11 protein-coding genes are annotated in these 18,050 nt (G+C 71.4%); 2 read left to right on the top strand and 9 right to left on the bottom strand.

Annotated elements, in window-relative coordinates:
* Positions 1-109: 109 nt before the first annotated feature.
* From ACHBTE_RS26455 to ACHBTE_RS26440, 4 genes are all read right to left on the bottom strand, one after another.
* The gene (locus tag ACHBTE_RS26455; protein WP_394726600.1) at positions 110-2,734 is read right to left on the bottom strand and encodes a PA14 domain-containing protein; all 2,625 of its coding nucleotides are present in this window, start codon (positions 2,732-2,734) and stop codon (positions 110-112) included.
* Positions 2,735-2,916: 182 nt separating this feature from the next.
* Positions 2,917-4,137, bottom strand: coding sequence for a glucose-1-phosphate adenylyltransferase (glgC, locus tag ACHBTE_RS26450; protein ID WP_394726599.1), 1,221 nt, complete (start codon positions 4,135-4,137; stop codon positions 2,917-2,919).
* Positions 4,138-4,187: 50 nt separating this feature from the next.
* On the bottom strand, positions 4,188-5,339 hold the full coding sequence (gene glgA, locus ACHBTE_RS26445; RefSeq protein ID WP_394726678.1) for a glycogen synthase: 1,152 nt from the start codon (positions 5,337-5,339) through the stop codon (positions 4,188-4,190).
* Positions 5,340-5,380: 41 nt separating this feature from the next.
* Positions 5,381-6,136, bottom strand: coding sequence for a (2Fe-2S)-binding protein (locus ACHBTE_RS26440; protein WP_394726677.1), 756 nt, complete (start codon positions 6,134-6,136; stop codon positions 5,381-5,383).
* Positions 6,137-6,347: 211 nt separating this feature from the next.
* Between ACHBTE_RS26440 and ACHBTE_RS26435 the strand changes: the two genes are divergently transcribed.
* Positions 6,348-7,508 carry a DMT family transporter gene (locus tag ACHBTE_RS26435; protein ID WP_394726598.1) on the top strand — a complete coding sequence of 387 codons (1,161 nt, stop codon included), beginning with the start codon at positions 6,348-6,350 and terminating at the stop codon, positions 7,506-7,508.
* Here ACHBTE_RS26435 and ACHBTE_RS26430 read toward each other — a convergent pair.
* Positions 7,498-8,697, bottom strand: coding sequence for a transglycosylase family protein (locus ACHBTE_RS26430; protein ID WP_394726597.1), 1,200 nt, complete (start codon positions 8,695-8,697; stop codon positions 7,498-7,500). The genes ACHBTE_RS26435 and ACHBTE_RS26430 overlap by 11 nt on opposite strands.
* 295 nt (positions 8,698-8,992) lie before the next feature.
* On the opposite strand from ACHBTE_RS26430, the gene gndA reads away from it, so the two are divergent.
* Positions 8,993-10,432, top strand: a complete 1,440-nt coding sequence (gndA, locus tag ACHBTE_RS26425; RefSeq protein ID WP_394726596.1) for an NADP-dependent phosphogluconate dehydrogenase — start codon at positions 8,993-8,995, stop codon at positions 10,430-10,432.
* 611 nt (positions 10,433-11,043) lie between these two features.
* On the opposite strand, the gene ACHBTE_RS26420 is transcribed toward gndA, so the two are convergent.
* The 4 genes from ACHBTE_RS26420 to ACHBTE_RS26405 form a co-directional block, all read right to left on the bottom strand.
* Positions 11,044-11,388 carry a GNAT family N-acetyltransferase gene (locus tag ACHBTE_RS26420; protein ID WP_394726595.1) on the bottom strand — a complete coding sequence of 115 codons (345 nt, stop codon included), beginning with the start codon at positions 11,386-11,388 and terminating at the stop codon, positions 11,044-11,046.
* 47 nt (positions 11,389-11,435) lie between these two features.
* Positions 11,436-11,858 carry an aspartate 1-decarboxylase gene (gene panD, locus ACHBTE_RS26415; protein WP_394726594.1) on the bottom strand — a complete coding sequence of 141 codons (423 nt, stop codon included), beginning with the start codon at positions 11,856-11,858 and terminating at the stop codon, positions 11,436-11,438.
* A gap of 111 nt (positions 11,859-11,969) precedes the next feature.
* Positions 11,970-15,893, bottom strand: a complete 3,924-nt coding sequence (locus tag ACHBTE_RS26410; RefSeq protein ID WP_394726593.1) for a glycoside hydrolase family 2 TIM barrel-domain containing protein — start codon at positions 15,891-15,893, stop codon at positions 11,970-11,972.
* A gap of 199 nt (positions 15,894-16,092) precedes the next feature.
* On the bottom strand, positions 16,093-17,982 hold the full coding sequence (locus ACHBTE_RS26405) for an ABC transporter ATP-binding protein (protein WP_394726676.1): 1,890 nt from the start codon (positions 17,980-17,982) through the stop codon (positions 16,093-16,095).
* Positions 17,983-18,050 lie beyond the last annotated feature (68 nt).

Raw genomic sequence — 18,050 nt, 5'->3', positions numbered from 1 at the left:
GTCAATCGCTCATGAGCGATTACGGTCAAGTACGATCAAGCTACGCACAGTTAACAGCAGATTAAGTCCCGCCCCTCAAAAAGGGGCGGGACTCATGGTGCATATGAGGTCACTTCAGCACAGGTTGCGGCGCCGGGCATCCCGTCGGTGTCACCCGGGAGGCGTCACGGATCAGCGCCTCATGAGCGGCCCGGAGCCGCGCCGCGTCCGGTTTCAGTACGGCGCGGTCGTAGGTCAGCAGCCCGTTCAGCTCACCCTCGACGTCCGAGATCTGGGTGTACACGGCGCCGTTGCTCCCCCGGCAGACCAGGGCCCGCACCTCGTCCAGCTTGGTGAGGTAGTCCTCCGTGTAGGTGGCGGGGTCGACGTCGACGTACGACTGCTGCACCGACCAGGCGTGCCCCGGCACCGCCAGACCGAGGCCGCCGTACTCGCCGCTGACCAGCGCCCGTGCGCCGTCGGGCCGCGGCGGCAGGGCCGGGCTGGGGTAGCCGTGCTCGTCCATGATGTCGCCGGCGTTCCCGTCGGCGCCGAGGTTGAGACCCGACTGGTTGTTGACCAGGCGGGTCGGGTCCCACGCCTTCGCCTGCTCGGCGACACGGCCGATGTCGTACTGGCCCCAGCCCTCGTTGAAGGTGACCCACATGACCACCGACGGGCTGCTGATGTGCTCGTCGATCATCTGTTTCATCTCGCGCTCGTACTGGGCGCGGGCCGCGGCGCCCGGGTTCACCCCCGCCCTCATCGCGGGCATGTCCTGCCAGACCAGCAGTCCCAGCCGGTCGGCCCAGTGGAACCAGCGGTCCGGCTCGACCTTGATGTGCTTGCGCACGGAATTGAATCCCAGCTTCTTGTGCGCCTTCAGGTCGTACGCGAGGGCTTCGTCGGTCGGGGCGGTGTGCAGGCCGTCGGGCCAGAAGCCCTGGTCGAGGGTGGCCATCAGGAAGACCGGCTCGCCGTTGAGGATCGTGCGCGGCACGCCGTTCACCTTCTCGACGGCGATGGAGCGCATGCCGAAGTAGCTGCCGACCCGGTCGGCGCCGACGGTGACCTTCAGGTCGTACAGGAAGGGGTCGTCGGGCGACCACAGGTGCGGGTCGGGGATGGTCAGGGTCAGCGGCCGGCCGGTGCGGCCGTTCGCCGTGGCGACCTTGCGCCGTCCGTCGTACGCCGTCGCCGTGACGGGTAGGCCGTCGCGCACGCCCTGCGGCTCGACGGTCAGGGTGCGGGTGCCGAGGTCCGGGACGAGCTTCAGCCCGGCGACGTGGTCGGGGGCGACCGGCTCCATCCACACCGTCTGCCAGATGCCGGAGGACGGGGTGTACCAGATGCCGCTCGGGTCCAGGCGCTGCTTGCCGAGCGGCGGGTTCTCGCCGTTCGCCGCGTCGGTGGGGTCGTACACGCCGACGATCAGCTCCTGGATGCGGCCGGGTTTGAGCGCGTCCGTGATGTCGGCGGCGAACTTGTCGTAGCCGCCCGTGTGCTCGGCGACCCTGGTGCCGTTGACGTAGACCTCGGACCGCCAGTCGACGCCGCCGAAGTTGAGCTTCAGGCGCTTGCCGGAGCCGATGCGCCAGTCGGCCGGGACCGTGAAGGTACGGCGGTACCACATGCGGTCCTCGTGCCGCTCCAGGCCGGAGAGCTGGGACTCGACCGGGTACGGGACGAGGATCCGCTCGGCGAGGTTCTTGCCGACCGGTGGCCGCTCCCCCGCCTCGGCCGCCGCGAACTGCCAGCGGCCGTTGAGGTTGCGCCAGGCGGACCGGGTCAGCTGGGGGCGCGGGTACTCGGGGAGGGCGTTGTCGGGGCCCACCTCGTCGGCCCAGCGGGTGCGCAGCCGGTGAGTCGATGTGTTGGCGCCGCTGCTCCAGAACGGCTTGACAACGTTGCCTTCGACGTCGGCCAGACCGCCTCGGCCGTCGTAGCGGATGTCGGCCGTGCCAGGTGCCGTACCGGTCTTGTTGCCGACCACGGGTTCCTTCAGCGCGACGAGGAGGGCGCGGGGATCGGCGGGGTCCACTTTCGCGGCGCCTAGCGGCCAGGCCGCCCCGCCGATCACCGCTTCCAGGTGGTCGGTGACGCCGGCCGGGGGCGCGGCGAGGCTGCGGGCGAAGTCGAGCTTGAGCGTACGGCCGCTGCCGAGGACCGTGGCCGCGATCGCCCCGTCGTAGTCGAAGCCCTCGGGGAGGCGGAACGCGGACTGCGGGACGGGCTCCTTGCCGCCGCCGGGTTCGGTCCAGCGCAGGTGCAGATTGGAGCCGCCGTAGTGCTCGAAGTACTCGACCTTGATGTCATGGGCGGTGCCGGCGGTCAACTCGACGGGTTCGGCGGTCTGTTCGCGGTCCCAGTCGTCGACCCAGTGGTCGATGGCGAGCTTTCCGTCGATCCAGAGCCGGAAGCCGTTGTCGCCGGTGATCGAGAAGGTGTGGGGGCCGGTCTTCTCCGGCACGATCCTGCCGGTCCAGCGGACGCTGACGTCGTCCGACCGGCCGGTGGCGAAGGCGAGGCGCGGCTCCAGGTCGTCGAAGTCGAGCGCGGGGTCGAAGGCGGTCGCCTTCAGCGCGTGGAAGTCGAAGGCGCCGGGGGCGGACTGGGTGAAGTACTCGCCCTTCAGGCCGTGGATCTCGACGGGGTCGCCGGACGCCGCCGGTGCGGGCGTCGCGGTCAGGCCCGCCAGTCCCAGGGCGCCGGCGAGAAGTAGGGCGAGTCGGTTTCTGAGGCATCTTGTGCGCATGGAGCCTCCATAACAACGTTGTCATGAACAGTACTTGGCATAACAGCACAGATTCCATTGCCCGTCCAGGTACATGACAAGTGCGGGGGCCGGGTGCCGCGCTGCATGCGGGCGTGGTCGACCGGCCGGGGCCCGGACACGGTCCGAGGGCCGGCCGACCGGGTGACCTGCGGCTCCTGCGGCTAGGAGACCCGCTGTCCCTTCCCCAGCGCGATCACACCGCCCTTGGAGACGGTGTACAGGTCCGCGTCCCGCTCCGGGTTGACGCCGATCGTCGCGCCCGGGGGCACCTCGACGTTCTTGTCCAGCACCGCCCCGCGCACCACCGCGCCCCGCCCGACGCGCACGTTGTCGTGCAGTACCGCGCCCTGCACCACGGCCCCCGGGTCGACCAGCACGCCCGGTGAGAGCACGGACCGGGTGACCTGCCCACGGATCAGGCACCCGGCGCTGACGATGGACTCGCCGGCGATGCCGCCCGCGTTGAAGCGGGCCGGGGAGAGCTGGCCCGAGTGGGTGTACACGGGCCACTGGCGGTTGTACAGGTTGAAGGCCGGGCGCTCGGCGATGAGGTCCATGTGGGCGTCGTAGTACGCGTCCAGGGTGCCGACGTCCCGCCAGTAGCCGCGGTCGCGGCTGGTCTCGCCGGGGACGTGGTTGGCGCTGAAGTCGTACAGCTGGGCCTCGCCCCGCTCGGTGAGCTGGGGCAGGATCGAACCGCCCATGTCGTGCACGGAGTTCTCGTCCTCGGCGTCCCGCTGGAGCGCCTCGATGAGGGCCTTGGTGGTGAAGATGTAGTTGCCCATGGAGGCGAACACGCACTCCGGGTCGTCCGGCAGGCCGGGCGGATCGGCGGGTTTCTCCAGGAAGCGCTCCACGCTCAGTCCGTCCGAGCCGGGCCTGATCACACCGAAGGACGACGACTCGCGCCGGGGGACGCGGATGCCCGCCACCGTGACGCCCGCGCCGCTCTCGATGTGCTGGGCGAGCATCTGGCGCGGATCCATGCGGTACACGTGGTCGGCGCCGAACACCGCCACGTACTCGGGGCGTTCGTCGTGGACCAGGTTCAGGGACTGGAGGATCGCGTCCGCGCTGCCCAGGTACCAGCGCGGGCCGAGGCGCTGCTGGGCGGGGACCGGGGTGACGTAGTTGCCGAGCAGGCTGGACATGCGCCAGGTGGTGGTGATGTGGCGGTCCAGGGAGTGCGACTTGTACTGGGTGAGGACGCAGATGCGCAGGATGTCGGCGTTGACGAGGTTGGAGAGGACGAAGTCGACGAGGCGGTAGGTGCCGCCGAAGGTGACCGCCGGTTTCGCGCGGTCCGCGGTCAGGGGCATCAGGCGCTTGCCCTCCCCGCCCGCGAGTACGATTCCGAGCACCGAAGGTCCCCCACGACGCATGGCCGCTCCCCTCACCGTGGTTGATGCCAGCCTGCCCTGTGCAGCGCGCGCTAAGCCTGTTCGAGGATCCCCCGGTAGAGCCGGACCGTCCGCCGTGCCACCGCGTCCCAGCCGAACTCCCCCACGGCGCGCTCCCGTCCGGCCTCACCCATCCGGCGGGCGGTCTCCGGGTCGCCGAGGACTGCGTCCAGTGCCCGCGCGAGGCCCGCCTCGAAGTCGTCGTCCAGCGGGACGAGCAGGCCGGTCTTGCCGTCCTCGACGACCTCGGGGATGCCGCCGACCTGTGCGGCCACTACGGGAGTTCCGCAGGCCATCGCCTCCAGATTGACGATGCCGAGGGGTTCGTACACCGAAGGGCAGACGAACACGGCGGCGTGAGTGAGGAGTTGGATCACCTCCGGGCGGGGCAGCATCTGCGGGATCCAGTGCACGCCTTCGCGTACCCGGCTCAGCTCCTGGTAGAGGGCGCGGAACTCCCGGTCGATCTCGGCGGTGTCGGGGGCGCCGGCGCACAGCACGACCTGGGCGGCCGAGTCCATGTCCCGTACCGCGCGCAGCAGATGGGGCACGCCCTTCTGGCGGGTGATGCGGCCGACGAACAACACGTACGGGCGGTCCGCGTCGAGGCCGAAGCGGGCGAGGACGTCGGTGCGGTGGTCGGGGCGGTACAGAGCGGTGTCGATGCCGTTGTGCACGATGTGGACCCGGTCGGGGTCCAACGCCGGGTAGCAGCCGAGGATGTCGTCGCGCATGGCCCCGGATACGGCGATCACCGCGTCGGCCGATTCGATCGCCGTGCGCTCGGCCCAGCCGGACAGCGCGTATCCCCCGCCGAGCTGCTCGGCCTTCCAGGGCCGCAGCGGCTCCAGGGAGTGGGCGGTGATCACATGCGGGATGCCGTACTGGAGCTTGCCGAGGTGGCCGGCGAGGTTGGCGTACCAGGTGTGGGAGTGGACGATGTCCCGGCCTTCGAGGCCCGCGGCCATGGCGAGATCCACCGAGAAGGTGCGCAGCGCGTCGTTGGCGGTGTCGAGTACGGACCAGGGGCGGTGGCGCCGTACGCCCACCGCGCGGCCCTCGCCCCAGCAGTGCACCTCCAGGTCGACGAGGTCGCGCAACTCCCGGGCGAGGAACTCGACATGGACACCCGCGCCGCCGTACACGTCCGGCGGGTACTCCCGGGTCAGCAGGCCCACTCGCACCCGGAACCCCCTGTTCTCAGCGGCTGGTTGCTCTTTCATGGTCACTCAAGAGGGGCGCGTGGGGAAGGGCGCGGGGGCCGTGTGAAGCAACAGTCACCGCATACGCCGCCGCCCGGCACGCGGTAGTAGAGGCAGCAGCTGCGGCGCCGGAAGGCCATGCCGGTGAGGGTGCCGGTGCCGGCGAGCAGGGGGTGGGCGAGGAGCCGCTCGGTCAGGGCGCGGGTCCGGGCGGCGGCGTCGGCATGGCCGTTCGCGCGGGCCCACTGGTCCAGTTGCCGGGCGGCGCCGACCAGGGCGGACGCGGCGTTGCCCCACAGCAGCCCGGTGGCGACGCGGTGGCGGGTGTGCAGGGCCGCGGTCAGCGGTTCCAGGTGGCCGTGCAGGACGAGGCGCGCGACCGTCGCCGGATCCGCGGGCAGCGGGCGGACCTCGGTCAGCCGCAGGTCGTCGGGGGCGCCGGCGTCGGGGTCCCAGTGCAGCAGCCGCGGATCCAGGTCGGGGACACGGCCGTAGCGGGCGGCGCAGCCGAGCGTCACCGACCACAGCCGGGCCGCGAGCCCCTGCTGGGCGACGGAGGCGGCGATCCTCGTCTCGGGGGCGCGCAGGGCGTCTTGGACTTTCCGGACGCGGAAGGCGAGCGCGTTCGCGTACGCGTCCGACGGCGCTTGCGCGTACGCCTGTGCCAGGGTCGGCAGGGGCCGAAGCGCCTTGCCCGCCGTGTGCAGGACGAAGAAGCCGCCGAGCGGCCGGAGCGCTGCGAGATCGGGGTCGAGGTCCACGAAGAGCAGTAGTACCAAGGCCACTCGGGGTTCTCACCTGGGGGTCTCCCCCTAGGGGTCACCAGCCTTGGGGATGAGACCGGGCTCGTCATACTCCATCGGCAGTACGACACAGTGCGTGCTCTGGTACGACGACGGGAAGAGGTTTTCGAGGCATCGTGTTGGTCATGAGAGCCGACCGTTCGCCGCGCCGGGGTCACCGCCCCTGCCTCACGCAGAGGAGCAGCACATGAGCGCCCTCGCGTTGTCCGTGCTCCTGTCGCTCGTCTCCGCCGTCGCTTACGCGGGCGGGGCGATCGTGCAGGAGCGTGTCGCGGTGTCCTCCCCGGGGCAGCAGTTCGCGCCGATGCGCCGGCCGGGCTGGTGGGCGGCGGTCGCGCTGAACGGTCTCGGCGGGCTGCTGCACGTGGTGGCGTTGGCCTTCGGCCCGCTCAGTCTGGTGCAGCCGCTGGGCGCCCTGACGATCGTGTTCGCGCTGCCGATGGCGGCGCTGTTCGTGGGCCGCAGGGCCGGGTCGACGGCCTGGCGGGGCGCGATCATGGCGAGTGTGGGTCTGGCCGGCCTGCTGTCCCTGGTCGGTGCCTCCGAGTCGCAGTCGCTGGACGCGGCGCAGCGGGTGGCCGTGGCCCTGGTGACCGGCGGCATGGTCGTGGCGCTGATGGTCGCGGGCCGCGCTGCGCACCGTCATCCGGCGGTGCGCAGCATGCTGCTCGCCACGGCGTCCGGCATAGCCTTCGGCATGTCCTCGGTGTTCACGAAGATCGTCGCGGTCGACTGGAACGGCGGGGTGTCGGCGGCCGATCTGCCGGCCCTCGGCACGATAGGCGTCTTCGCCACGGCCGGACTGCTGCTGTCCCAGGCCGCGTACCGGGGCGCGGGACTCGCGGCGCCGCTGGCCACGCTGACCGTCGTCAACCCGGTCGTGGCCGCCGCGGTCGGCATCACCATGTTCGGCGAGACGTTCCGGTACGGCACCACGGGCACCATGCTCGCCCTGAGCTGTGGCGTGGTCGCGGCGGGTGGCCTGATCCTGCTCACGACCGAGCGGATCGCCGGCACGGAGGCGGGGGCCGCGCAGGACCCGGCCGACGTGCGGGCCCCTGCCGCACGGACCGGGGACGCCGAGCGTGACCTGACTCCGGCGCGCGCCGAGGAGCTGCTGCTGTCCGGCCTCGCCGAGCCGTCCACGGCGTCGCCGCGCGAGGAGATCGTCGTACCCGACGGGATCGAGGACATGCTCATACCGGCCCAGGTCGCGCAGAGCGGGTACGAGGACGGCGAGCCGCGGCATTCCGACGGCGAGTGCCTGAACCTGTACGGCCCCTTCTACGGTGGCCCGTACGTCCCGGCACCCGTCCTCGACCGGCATCGCATCCGCGTCAAATCCTGACCCCGCCGGCCCGGAGATACGCCACCGGGTCGATGTCCGCGCCGAAGCCGGGCCCCGTCCGCACCTCGAAGTGCAGATGCGGGCCCGTGCTGTTGCCCGTGGAGCCCGAGCGGCCGATGCGCTGGCCGGCCCCCACCGACTGACCCTCCTTGACGGAGATGGCCGAGAGGTGGGCGTACTGGGAGTAGCGGCCGTCGGTGTGCCGGATCACCACCTCGTAGCCGAAGGATCCGCCCCACCCCGCGCTGACCACCCGGCCCGCGCCGACGGACTTCACGGACGTACCGGTCGGGACGGGAAAGTCGACGCCGGTGTGGTAGCCCTTCGACCAGGAGGCACCGGCCTTGCGGTAGGGGGTGCCGGCGGCCGAGCTCACCGGGGCGACGAGCGAGCGGCCGGTCGTCGCGGCCTGCTCCTGCTTCTCGGTCTCCGGCTGCGAAGAGGGTTTGCGGGGCGGGGACTTGGGGGCGGGCTTCTTCCTGGGCGTCGCCTCGTCCGTCGGGGCCGCCTTGCCGCGCAGCGCGAGCCGCTGTCCCGGCAGGATCAGATCGGGGTCGGTGCCGATGGTCCGGCGGTTCGCGGTGTACAGGCCGCGCCAACCGCCCTCGACCTTCTGGGTCCGGGCGATCCCGGAGAGGGTGTCGCCATGGACGACGGTGTACATCTCGGCCCTGCCCGCCCGCGACTGGGGCGTGGACTGCGGCTGGACGTCCTTGACGGAGGTCCCCTTCGCCTTCTTCGCCTTGTTCGCGTTGTTCGCATTGTTCGGGTTGTCCGTGCTTCCGGCGGGGTGGATGTCCGGTGTGCCCCCGCCCCGGGTCAGCCCGGCCCGTACCGAGCAGACCGGCCAGGCCCCGGGTCCCTGTCCGTCCAGCACCTTCTCCGCCACGGCGATCTGCTGGTCCTTGGTGGCCAGGTCCGCGCGCGCCGCGTACCGCCCGCCGCCGTACGCCTCCCAGGTGGACTGGGCGAACTGGAGTCCGCCGTAGTAGCCGTTGCCCGTGTTGACGTCCCACCTGCTGGTGGACTCGCACGCGGCGACCTTGTTCCAGGTGTCCAGGTCGGCCGCCTGCGCGGCGCCGGTGCCGATGAAGGGGAGCGCCATTCCGGCGCCGCCCGCGGTGACGGTGAGTGAGGCGCGGTTGATCCTGTTCGGCTGGTACCGGCGGTGCCGGCCGCGTACGGCCATGACGGAGCCCCCCATTGACATGCGTCAGGAGGGGCAAAAGTATGCGCTGCGAACAGGCCATGACAAGACGGCAATTCAGCCGCCTCCTCCCGCCAAGTGGCGAGGAATCGGCGCACGGTGTCCGGCACCCCTTCGCGGCTGAGTCCGACGGGGCCCTCCGTGCGTATCTCACTGGGCGACATCGCGCCACCCCGGATGTGCGGCCGGAATACCGGCACGTCAGGATGGACGATGGGGCAACACTGGCGGGCATGACCGGCACCGCTGATATATCGAGGTCACTAGGAGCCATCGCATGAGCACTTCGGCGCAGATCGGCGTCACGGGTCTGGCGGTCATGGGCCGCAACCTCGCCCGCAACTTCGCCCGCAACGGCTACGCGGTCGCGGTGCACAACCGGACCCCCGCGCGGATGCGCGCGCTGGTGGAGGAGTTCGGGAGCGAGGGCGAGTTCATCGCGGCCGAGACCGCCAAGGAGTTCGTGGCGGCGCTGGAGCGCCCGCGGCGGCTGGTCATCATGGTGAAGGCCGGCGACCCGACCGACGCGGTGATCCAGGAGTTCGCGCCGCTGCTGGAGCCCGGCGACATGATCATCGACGGTGGCAACGCACACTTCGCGGACACCCGGCGCCGCGAGCGTGAGCTGCGCGAGCAGGGCATCCACTTCGTCGGCATGGGCGTCTCCGGCGGCGAGGAGGGCGCGCTGCTCGGGCCGAGCATCATGCCCGGCGGCCCGAAGGAGTCGTACGACTCGCTGGGCCCGATGCTGGAGAAGATCTCCGCGAAGGCGGCGGACGGCGCCCCCTGCGTGACGCATGTCGGTCCGGACGGCGCCGGGCATTTCGTGAAGATGGTGCACAACGGCATCGAGTACGCCGACATGCAGCTCATCGGCGAGGCGTACCAGCTGCTGCGCGATGTCGCCGGGTACGAGCCCGCGCAGATCGCGGAGATCTTCCGGACCTGGAACACCGGCCGGCTCGACTCGTACCTGATCGAGATCACCGCCGAGGTGCTGTCCCACGTGGACGAGGCGACCGGCAAGCCGTTCGTGGACGTCGTCGTCGACCAGGCCGAGCAGAAGGGCACGGGCCGCTGGACGGTCCAGATCGCCCTGGACCTGGGTGTGCCGGTCTCCGGCATCGCGGAGGCCGTCTTCGCCCGCTCCCTGTCCGGGCACGCGGCGCTGCGCGAGGCCTCGCGCGGGCTGGCCGGCCCGAAGGCCGCGCCGCTGAGCGAGTCGGAGGCCGCGGCCTTCGCCGACCGGGTCGAGCAGGCGCTGTACGCGTCGAAGATCGTGTCGTACACGCAGGGCTTCCACGAGATCGACGCGGCCCGCGCCGAGTACGACTGGGACATCGACCTGGGCGCCGTTTCGGCGATCTGGCGGGGCGGCTGCATCATCCGCGCCGCGTTCCTGGACCGGATCCGCGCCGCGTACGACGCCCGGGCGGACCTGCCGAGCCTGCTCGCGGACGAGACGTTCGCGCAGGAGATCGCGGACGCGCAGGACGACTGGCGTGAGGTGCTGATCGCCGCGACCCGGCAGGGCGTGCCGACGCCGGGCTTCGCGGCGGCCCTCGCGTACTACGACGCGTTGCGCGCGGAGCGGCTGCCCGCGGCGCTGACGCAGGGCCAGCGGGACTTCTTCGGCGCGCACACGTACCGCCGGACCGACCGCGACGGCTCGTTCCACACACTGTGGGGCGGGGACCGCTCGGAGGTGTCCGCCTGAGTCGGACACGGCCCAGGACCTGCCCGGTTCGTCTTGAGCCCGCCCCGTGACGCGTCGTCGGACGCGGCACGGGGCGCGGTGTTGCAGCGCACCTGCCCGAACCTGCCGGACACGTTCGAGCGCATGTGCAAGGGCGTTGTCCGGCTCAGGAGAGCGGAGGCCCGGGTTCGGGGTTCGGCACCGGCTCCGGTCCCGGCGGAATCGGTGACGGGGACGGCTCCGGCGGCCCGGGGGGCGGTGTCGGGCCCGGGGAGGGAGGGCCGGGCACCGGTGCGGGAGGTGTCGGACCCGGGGTGGGCGGGGGTGGCCCCGGCGTGGGTGGGGGCGGTCCCGGGGCCGGGGGCGGCTCAGGGGCCGGCGGGGGCTCCGGGGGCGGGACCGGGTGCGGCTCGGGTTGGTGCGGCTCGGGTTGTTGCGGCTCCGGGCCCGGCGTCGGTCCCATGGGGACGGGGCCCGGATACAGGTTCGTCATGGCGTCCTCCAGCCAATCGACGCACGTCGGCTCTGGACTACTCCCCCGCGTACCCGAGGGCCGCGCACCCAGTCACTCACCCGCGTCAATGAGCGCGCCCAGGTGGTCCTGCCCCCGGCCCCACCGGATCGCGCCCGCGTCAGAACCGCCCGGGATGTGCCCTCAGCCAGTCCTTCGCCGCGTCCAGCAGTTCAGGGGCCGGCCGGGGAGCTTCGTCCGGGTGGCGGTCGGCCCACTTGACGATGTACGGGCACAGCGGAGCCACCGCGGCTCCCTCGCGCGCTGCCATGGCGTACAGCTCGCGGGCCAGGGAGCCCGCGATGCCCTTCCCCTCGTGGGCGGGCTCCACGACGGTGTGGACGGGGACCAGGGCGCGGGCCGGGGTCTCGAGGACGAAGTACTCGACGCGGCCGGTGACTTCGTCGCCGTGGCGGGCTTCGAGGCGGCCCGCCGCCCGGTCGTCGCGGATCTCCGTGTCGCTCATGGCACGCTCCTGGTCCTGCGTCCGTCGTCCCTCGGGAGAGGTGGGGGTCAGGCCACCGGCACCGCCTGCGGGCTGCGCTCCTGGTCGGAGCCCGGCACCGGCTCCGAAGGATCGGCGCCGAGGGCCACGATCCGGTTGGCACCGTCGACGTGCACGACCCGCGGCTCGTAGGCCCGCGCCTCGGCGTCGGTCATCTGAGCGTAGCTGATGATGATCACCAGGTCGCCGGGGTGGACGAGATGGGCCGCGGCACCGTTGATCCCGACGACCCCCGAGCCACGCTCCCCCTCGATGACGTACGTCTCCAGGCGGGCGCCGTTGGTGATGTCGACGATGTGGACGAGCTCACCGGGCAGCAGGTCGGCGGCGTCGAGAAGATCCGCGTCGATGGTCACCGATCCGACGTAGTGGAGGTCGGCCTGGGTGACGGTGGCGCGGTGGATCTTGGACTTGAACAGGGTACGCAGCATGCGGCGCTCCGAGTGGTCGGCTCCCTGCCTGCCTACGCAGGTCAAGGGCTCTGGATGCACGGGCGGGTCCAGGGTACGGAAGCGGCCCCCGGACCCGCACCGAGATCCACGTCACTCCACGGCGGTGGGCCGGCGTGCGGCCGCCGTCGCCGTGTCGACGTCCCTGAGGGGACGCAGCCGGTAGGTGTAGGAGTAGTCGCGGTTCGCGAACAGCTTGTACTCGTCGTGCGTGTGGGCGCCCCAGCTGTCGTCGCCGCCCACACCCATCTGCCGGTGGCCGACCCGCAACACGACCTCCTCTCGCGGGGTCAGCTGGTAGTCGTGACGTACGCCGACCGACAGGTCCTCCGGGGTGAAGTGCGAGGCGTTGACCTCGACGAGGGGTTCGCCGCAGACGAGCAGGCCGGTGCCGTCACGGGCGGTGAGGGCCAGCCAGCGGACGTCGGTCTTGTTGCCGCTCTCCTGGGGACGCAGATAGTGGGTCCGCTGCCCGGTGACGGTGCCGGAGTACAGGCCCACGTCGGTGGCGTCGTTGCGGTCCCAGTGGTTCTCCTCGGGGCCCCGGCCGTAGTAGTGCAGGTGCTCCAGCCGTCCCGGCAGGAGCAGCAGGGTGCCGACCTCCGGGATGTACGGCAGGGACGCGGCGCCCGGGTGCAGGGTGTTGTCGACCTTGATCTCACCGTTGCCGAAGACCGTGTACGTGGTGGTGTACGTCGACTCGGTCGTCGTGGGCAGCGTGCCGGCGACCTTGATCTCGACGGCCCGGTCCCGCAGCGCACGGACGGCCACGTCCGTCACCTTGCGACGGGTGCCGGCGTCACGCCAGGTCTGGTTGCGGGTGTGCTGGCCGTTGCCCCGGTCGTTGTCGGTGGGGGCACGCCAGAAGTTGGGGGCGGGGCCGGAGGCGATCAGAGTTGCGCCGGCTGCCTCGAACGAGGTGATGACGCCGGTCTTCTTGTCGACGGTGACGGAGAAGTCCTTGCCGGTGACGGTGACCGCCGTCGCTCCGTCGGTGTGGCTCAGCACCGGGACGTTCGACAGCGGCACCTGCTGGACGGCCGGGCTGCCGGCGTCGACGGCGAGTTGCTGCTTGGCCACCTCGAAGCCGGCCTTCGCCCACCGGGTGGACTCCCGTGTGGTGAAGGACAGCCGGAGGAAGTACTCGGCGCCCGGCGCCGGGTCGCCCGGGATCTCGAAGGGCACGGTGATCTCCTTGCTGGACAGCGGCGCCAGGTCCAGCTGGGCCCTGCTCAGCCGTCCGCGCCGGACGACCTTGCCGTCGGCCAGGAGCTCCCAACGCCCGTCGAAGGCACCCAGATCGGTGAAGAGGTATTCGTTGGTGAGGGTGAGCGCGCCGCCGGGGGTGAGCCTGTCGCCGGTGGCCGGGGCGGCGTTGATCGCCTGGTAGATCTGCTTGACCTCGGCGGACTTGCCGGTGAGGCCCCGGTCGGCGGTGACGATGCCGTCACCTGCGAAGGCGCCGTCGTTGGGGTTGTCGGCCCAGTCGCCGCCGTAGGCGAGGAACGTCCGGTCGCGGGGCCGGAGCTCGGTGAAGCCGACGGTGGCGGCGTCGAACCAGAACCGCACCCCGTCGTCGCCGGGGCCGCGGCCGTCCGAGCCGAGTTCGGCGGCGGTCAGCGCCCGGGCGTACACGCGGGCGCGCCGGATGGTGCCGCTGAACTCCCGGATGGGGTTGTCGACGTCGGTGGCCAGGGAGAGGGATGCGGTGTTGCCGGCGGGGCGCCGGGTGGTGGTGCGGGTGGCCCGTACCGCGCCGTCGACATGGAGGGCCAGGGTGCCGGACGCGGCGTCGAAGACGCCCGCGACGTGGTGTTCGCGGCCGGTCCAGTCGTCCGGCAGCGGCCAGCTCGCGGTGATCCACTGGCCGCCGTCGTGGATGAAGAACTCCAGCCTGTCGTCGGTCTGCTTGAGGGCGTACTGGGTGTCGCCCTTGGCCAGGATCGGCTGGTGGTAGCCGGTGACATGCGGAGTGACCCAGGCTTCCAGGGTGAGGGACCCTGTGAGGTCGAGGCGGGGGTCGCGGGCGAAGACGGTGCCGCCGCTGAGGCCCTTGTCGCGGCTGAAGGTGCCGGCGGGGGCCAGGATCTCGCCGTGCAGCGCGGCGGGCCCCGACTCGGTGAAGCGTTTGCGGGTCGGGGTGGGCCACTCGAGGGCCTGGTCGGCGAAGTCCCAGATCCAGCCGCCCTGGAGCACGTCGTGGCGGCGGACGAGGTCCCAGTACTTCTTGAAGTTGCCGTTGGAGTTCCCCATGCCGTGGGAGTACTCGATCATCACGTACGGCCGGGTGTCGCCGGTGTCCTTGGCGCGTGCCTCGACGCGGGAGGGGCTGTCGTACATCTCGGAGCGGATGTCGCTCGTTCCGGGGCGGTCGTCGCCCTCGTACTGGATGACACGGGTGGGGTCGTAGGAGCGGATCCAGTCGTACATGGTACTGAAGGTGCTGCCGCCGCCCGCCTCGTTGCCGAGCGACCAGATGACGACGGACGCGTGGTTCTTGTCGCGGTGGACCATGTTCTGGGCGCGGGCCACGCAAGCCTCGGTCCACTCGGCGTGATTGCCGGGGTACTCATCGCGGATGCCGTGCGTTTCGAGGTTCGTCTCGTCGACGAGGTACAGGCCGTACGCGTCGGCGAGTTCCAGCCACTGCGGGTTGTTGGGATAGTGCGAGGTGCGGACGCTGTTGATGTTGAGCCGCTTGATGATCTCGATGTCCTCGATCATCTCCGCGCGGGTCAGGGCCGAGCCGCGGGTGGGGTGCATCTCGTGGCGGTTGGTGCCCCGGAGGGAGACCGGTTTGCCGTTGATGCGCATCAGGCCGTCCTTGAGCGCGAATTCGCGCAGGCCGACCCGGTGGGAGAGGGTCTCGATCACCCGTCCGCCCGGGTCGCGCAGCCGGAGCACGGCCGTGTAGAGGTCGGGGTGCTCGGCCGACCACAGACGCGGCCGGAGCACGGCCTTGGCGGACCGCACGGTCTCCTCCTCGCCGGAGCCGAGCGCGACGGTCTGCTGGAGCGGTCTGGTCCACACGGGGTGCCCGCTCGGGTCGTACAGCTGTGTCTCGACGGAGTACCGGCCGCCGCCGTCGCCGCCGTAGTCGCGCACGCTTGCCGTGACGGCCAGTTCGGCCGCCCGGTAGTTGTCGCTCAGCGGGGTGTCCAGCCGGAAGTCCCGCAGGTGCACGGCGGGCGTGGAGTACAGGTAGACCGAGCGGAAGATGCCGCTCAGCCGGATCATGTCCTGGTCCTCCAGCCAGTCGCCGTCGGAGTAGCGGTAGACCTCCACGGCGATCTGGTTGGTGCCCGCCCGGAGGTGTTCGGTGATGTCGTACTCGGCGGGGTCGTAGGAGTCCTCGTGGTAGCCGACCAGCTTCCCGTTGATCCATACGTAGTGGGCGGACTTGACCCCCTCGAAGTGGAGGAACGTCCGCCGCCCCGCCCAGTCGCGCGGGAGGGTGAAGGTACGGCGGTACTGGCCGACGGGGTTGAAGCGGGTCGGGGCGACGGGCGGCTGCGCCTCCTCGCCGAGGCCGTTCGGCCCCCACCAGGGGTAGGTGATGTTGACGTAGATGGGCCGGTCGTAGCCGTGCAACTGCCAGGCGGAGGGCACCGGGATCGTGTCCCAGTCGCGGTCGTCGAGGTCGGTGCGGTGGAAGTCGGGGTCCCGGTCCTCGGGGCGGTCGGCGTGGGCGAACCTCCACGTGCCGTCGAGGCTCAGCCGGTACGGCGAGCGGGTGCGGTCGGCGGCCAGCGCCTGCCGGACGTCCACGTAGGGCATCAGCGTGGTGTGGGCCGGTTCGGTGCCGACGCGGAAGAGGCTGATGTTGCCGTTCCACTCCGGCGTGCCGGCCGCCGCCCGGGTCCCGTCGGCGGCGCGGGCCGCGGCGGGGGGTCCGGACAGGGCGAGGGCGCCGAGGACGGCGGCTCCTCCCTCGAGGAGACGGCGGCGGCTGACCGGCGCACCCGGCGAGCCGGACGGGCCGACGGGGGACGCGGGAGACAGGGGGGTGTTCGGCATCGACGGGGGCCTTCCTCGGGACGACGGTGCGGCGCTGCACGCGCTATGAGGGAGCGTCATTTCCTGTGTGATGCTGTTGGGAAACCGAACGCACACTAGGTCGAGAACCGGGGCGAAGCAACGATCCTGTCGAGGTTTGTGAGTTCATGATGGGTACGGCTGTGCACCTTGGCCGAATACGCCCCCTGCGGTGGGGCGTTCACGCCGCCGTCCCGACCTCCGGGAACGCGTCGGCGCGCTGTTCGAACTGGGTCCGGTACAGCTCGGCGTAGCGGCCTCCTGCCGCCAACAGCTCGTCGTGGGTGCCTCGTTCGACGATCCGGCCGGCCTCGACCACCAGGATCAGGTCCGCCTCCCGCACGGTGGACAGCCGGTGCGCGATGACGACCGCGGTCCTGCCCTGAAGCGCCTCGGTGAGCGCCTCCTGGACGGCGGCCTCGGAGGTGTTGTCGAGGTGGGCGGTGGCCTCGTCGAGGATGACGACGCGCTGACGGGCCAGCAGCAGCCGGGCGATGGTCATCCGCTGGCGCTCACCGCCGGAGAGCCGGTAGCCGCGCTCGCCGACCACCGTGTCGAGGCCGTCGGGCAGGGACCGTACGAGCGCGTCGAGACGGGAGCGGCGCAGCGCGTCCCAGAGTTCGGCGTCGGTGGCGGCGGGGCGGGCGAGCAGCAGGTTGGCGCGGACGGTGTCGTGGAAGAGGTGGCCGTCCTGGGTGACCATGCCGAGGGTGGCGCGCAGGGATTCGGCGCTCAGGTCGCGGACGTCGACGCCCGCGATCCGTACGGCTCCCTCGTCGACGTCGTAGAGCCGCGGGAGGAGTTGGGCGACGGTCGACTTGCCCGCGCCGGACGAGCCGACCAGGGCGATGGTCTGGCCGGGTTCGGCGCGGAAGGAGATGCCGTGCAGCACCTCGGCGCCGCCGCGCGTGTCGAGGGTCGCGACCTCCTCCAGGGAGGCGAGGGAGACCTGGTCGGCGGCGGGGTAGCCGAAGCGGACGTCGTCGAACTCCACCGAGACGGGGCCGTCGGGGACCTTCTTCGCGTCCGGCTTCTCCTCGATCAGCGGCTTGAGATCGAGCACTTCGAAGACCCGCTCGAAGCTGACCAGCGCGCTCATGACCTCGACGCGGGCGCCGGCGAGCGCGGTCAGGGGCGCGTACATACGGGTCAGCAGCAGCGCCAGTGAGACGACGGCCCCCGGCTCCAGGGTGCCGCGCAGGGCGAACCAGCCGCCGAGGCCGTAGACCAGGGCGAGGGCGAGGGCGGACACCAGGGTGAGTGCGGTGATGAACACCGACTGGGCGGTGGCCGTCCGTACTCCGATGTCGGCCACCCTGCGGGCCCGGGCCGTGAACTCCTGCGACTCCTCCCCCGGGCGGCCGAAGAGCTTGACGAGCGTGGCGCCGGGCGCCGAGAAGCGCTCGGTCATGCGGGTGCCCATCGCGGCGTTGAGCGTGGCGGCCTCCCGCTGCATGCGGGCCATGCGGTGGCCCATGCGGCGGGCCGGGATCACGAAGACGGGGAGCAGGACGAGGGCCAGAAGGGTGATCTGCCAGGAGAGGGTCAGCATGACGGCGAGGGTGAGCAGCAGGGTGACGAGGTTGCTGACCACGCCGGACAGGGTGTTGCTGAAGGCGCGCTGCGCGCCGATCACGTCGTTGTTGAGACGGGAGACCAGCGCTCCCGTACGAGTGCGTGTGAAGAACGCGACCGGCATGCGCTGCACATGATCGAACACAGCCGTGCGCAGATCGAGGATGAGGCCCTCCCCGAGCGTCGCCGACAGACGCCTGGCGATGACCCCGAGCACCGCCTCCGCCACCGCGATCAGGGCGATCAGCAGGGCCAGACGAACGACGGTGCCCTCGTCGCCGTGCGTCACGATCGCGTCGACGACCCGCCCGGCGAGTACGGGGGTCGCCACGGCGAGGAGTGCGGTCGCCACCCCGAGCACGACGAAGAACGTGATCCTGCGGCGGTGCGGGCGGGCGAACGCGCCGATGCGGCGCAGGGTGGCGGGGGCGAACGGGCGGCGCTCGCGTTCGGCGTTCATGACGCTGTACAGCTGTGTCCAGGCTGTGGTTTCCATGCTCATGGAGAGGAACCTAGAACCTCAAGCAATCTTGAGGTCAAGCCGATGCCCGGTGTCGGAGTCGG

This window comes from Streptomyces sp. M41, assembly GCF_043673425.1.
In the GTDB taxonomy this organism is placed as follows: domain Bacteria; phylum Actinomycetota; class Actinomycetes; order Streptomycetales; family Streptomycetaceae; genus Streptomyces.
The sequence above is the reverse complement of the archived record's forward strand: the minus strand, read 5'-3'. Positions and strand labels throughout refer to the sequence as shown.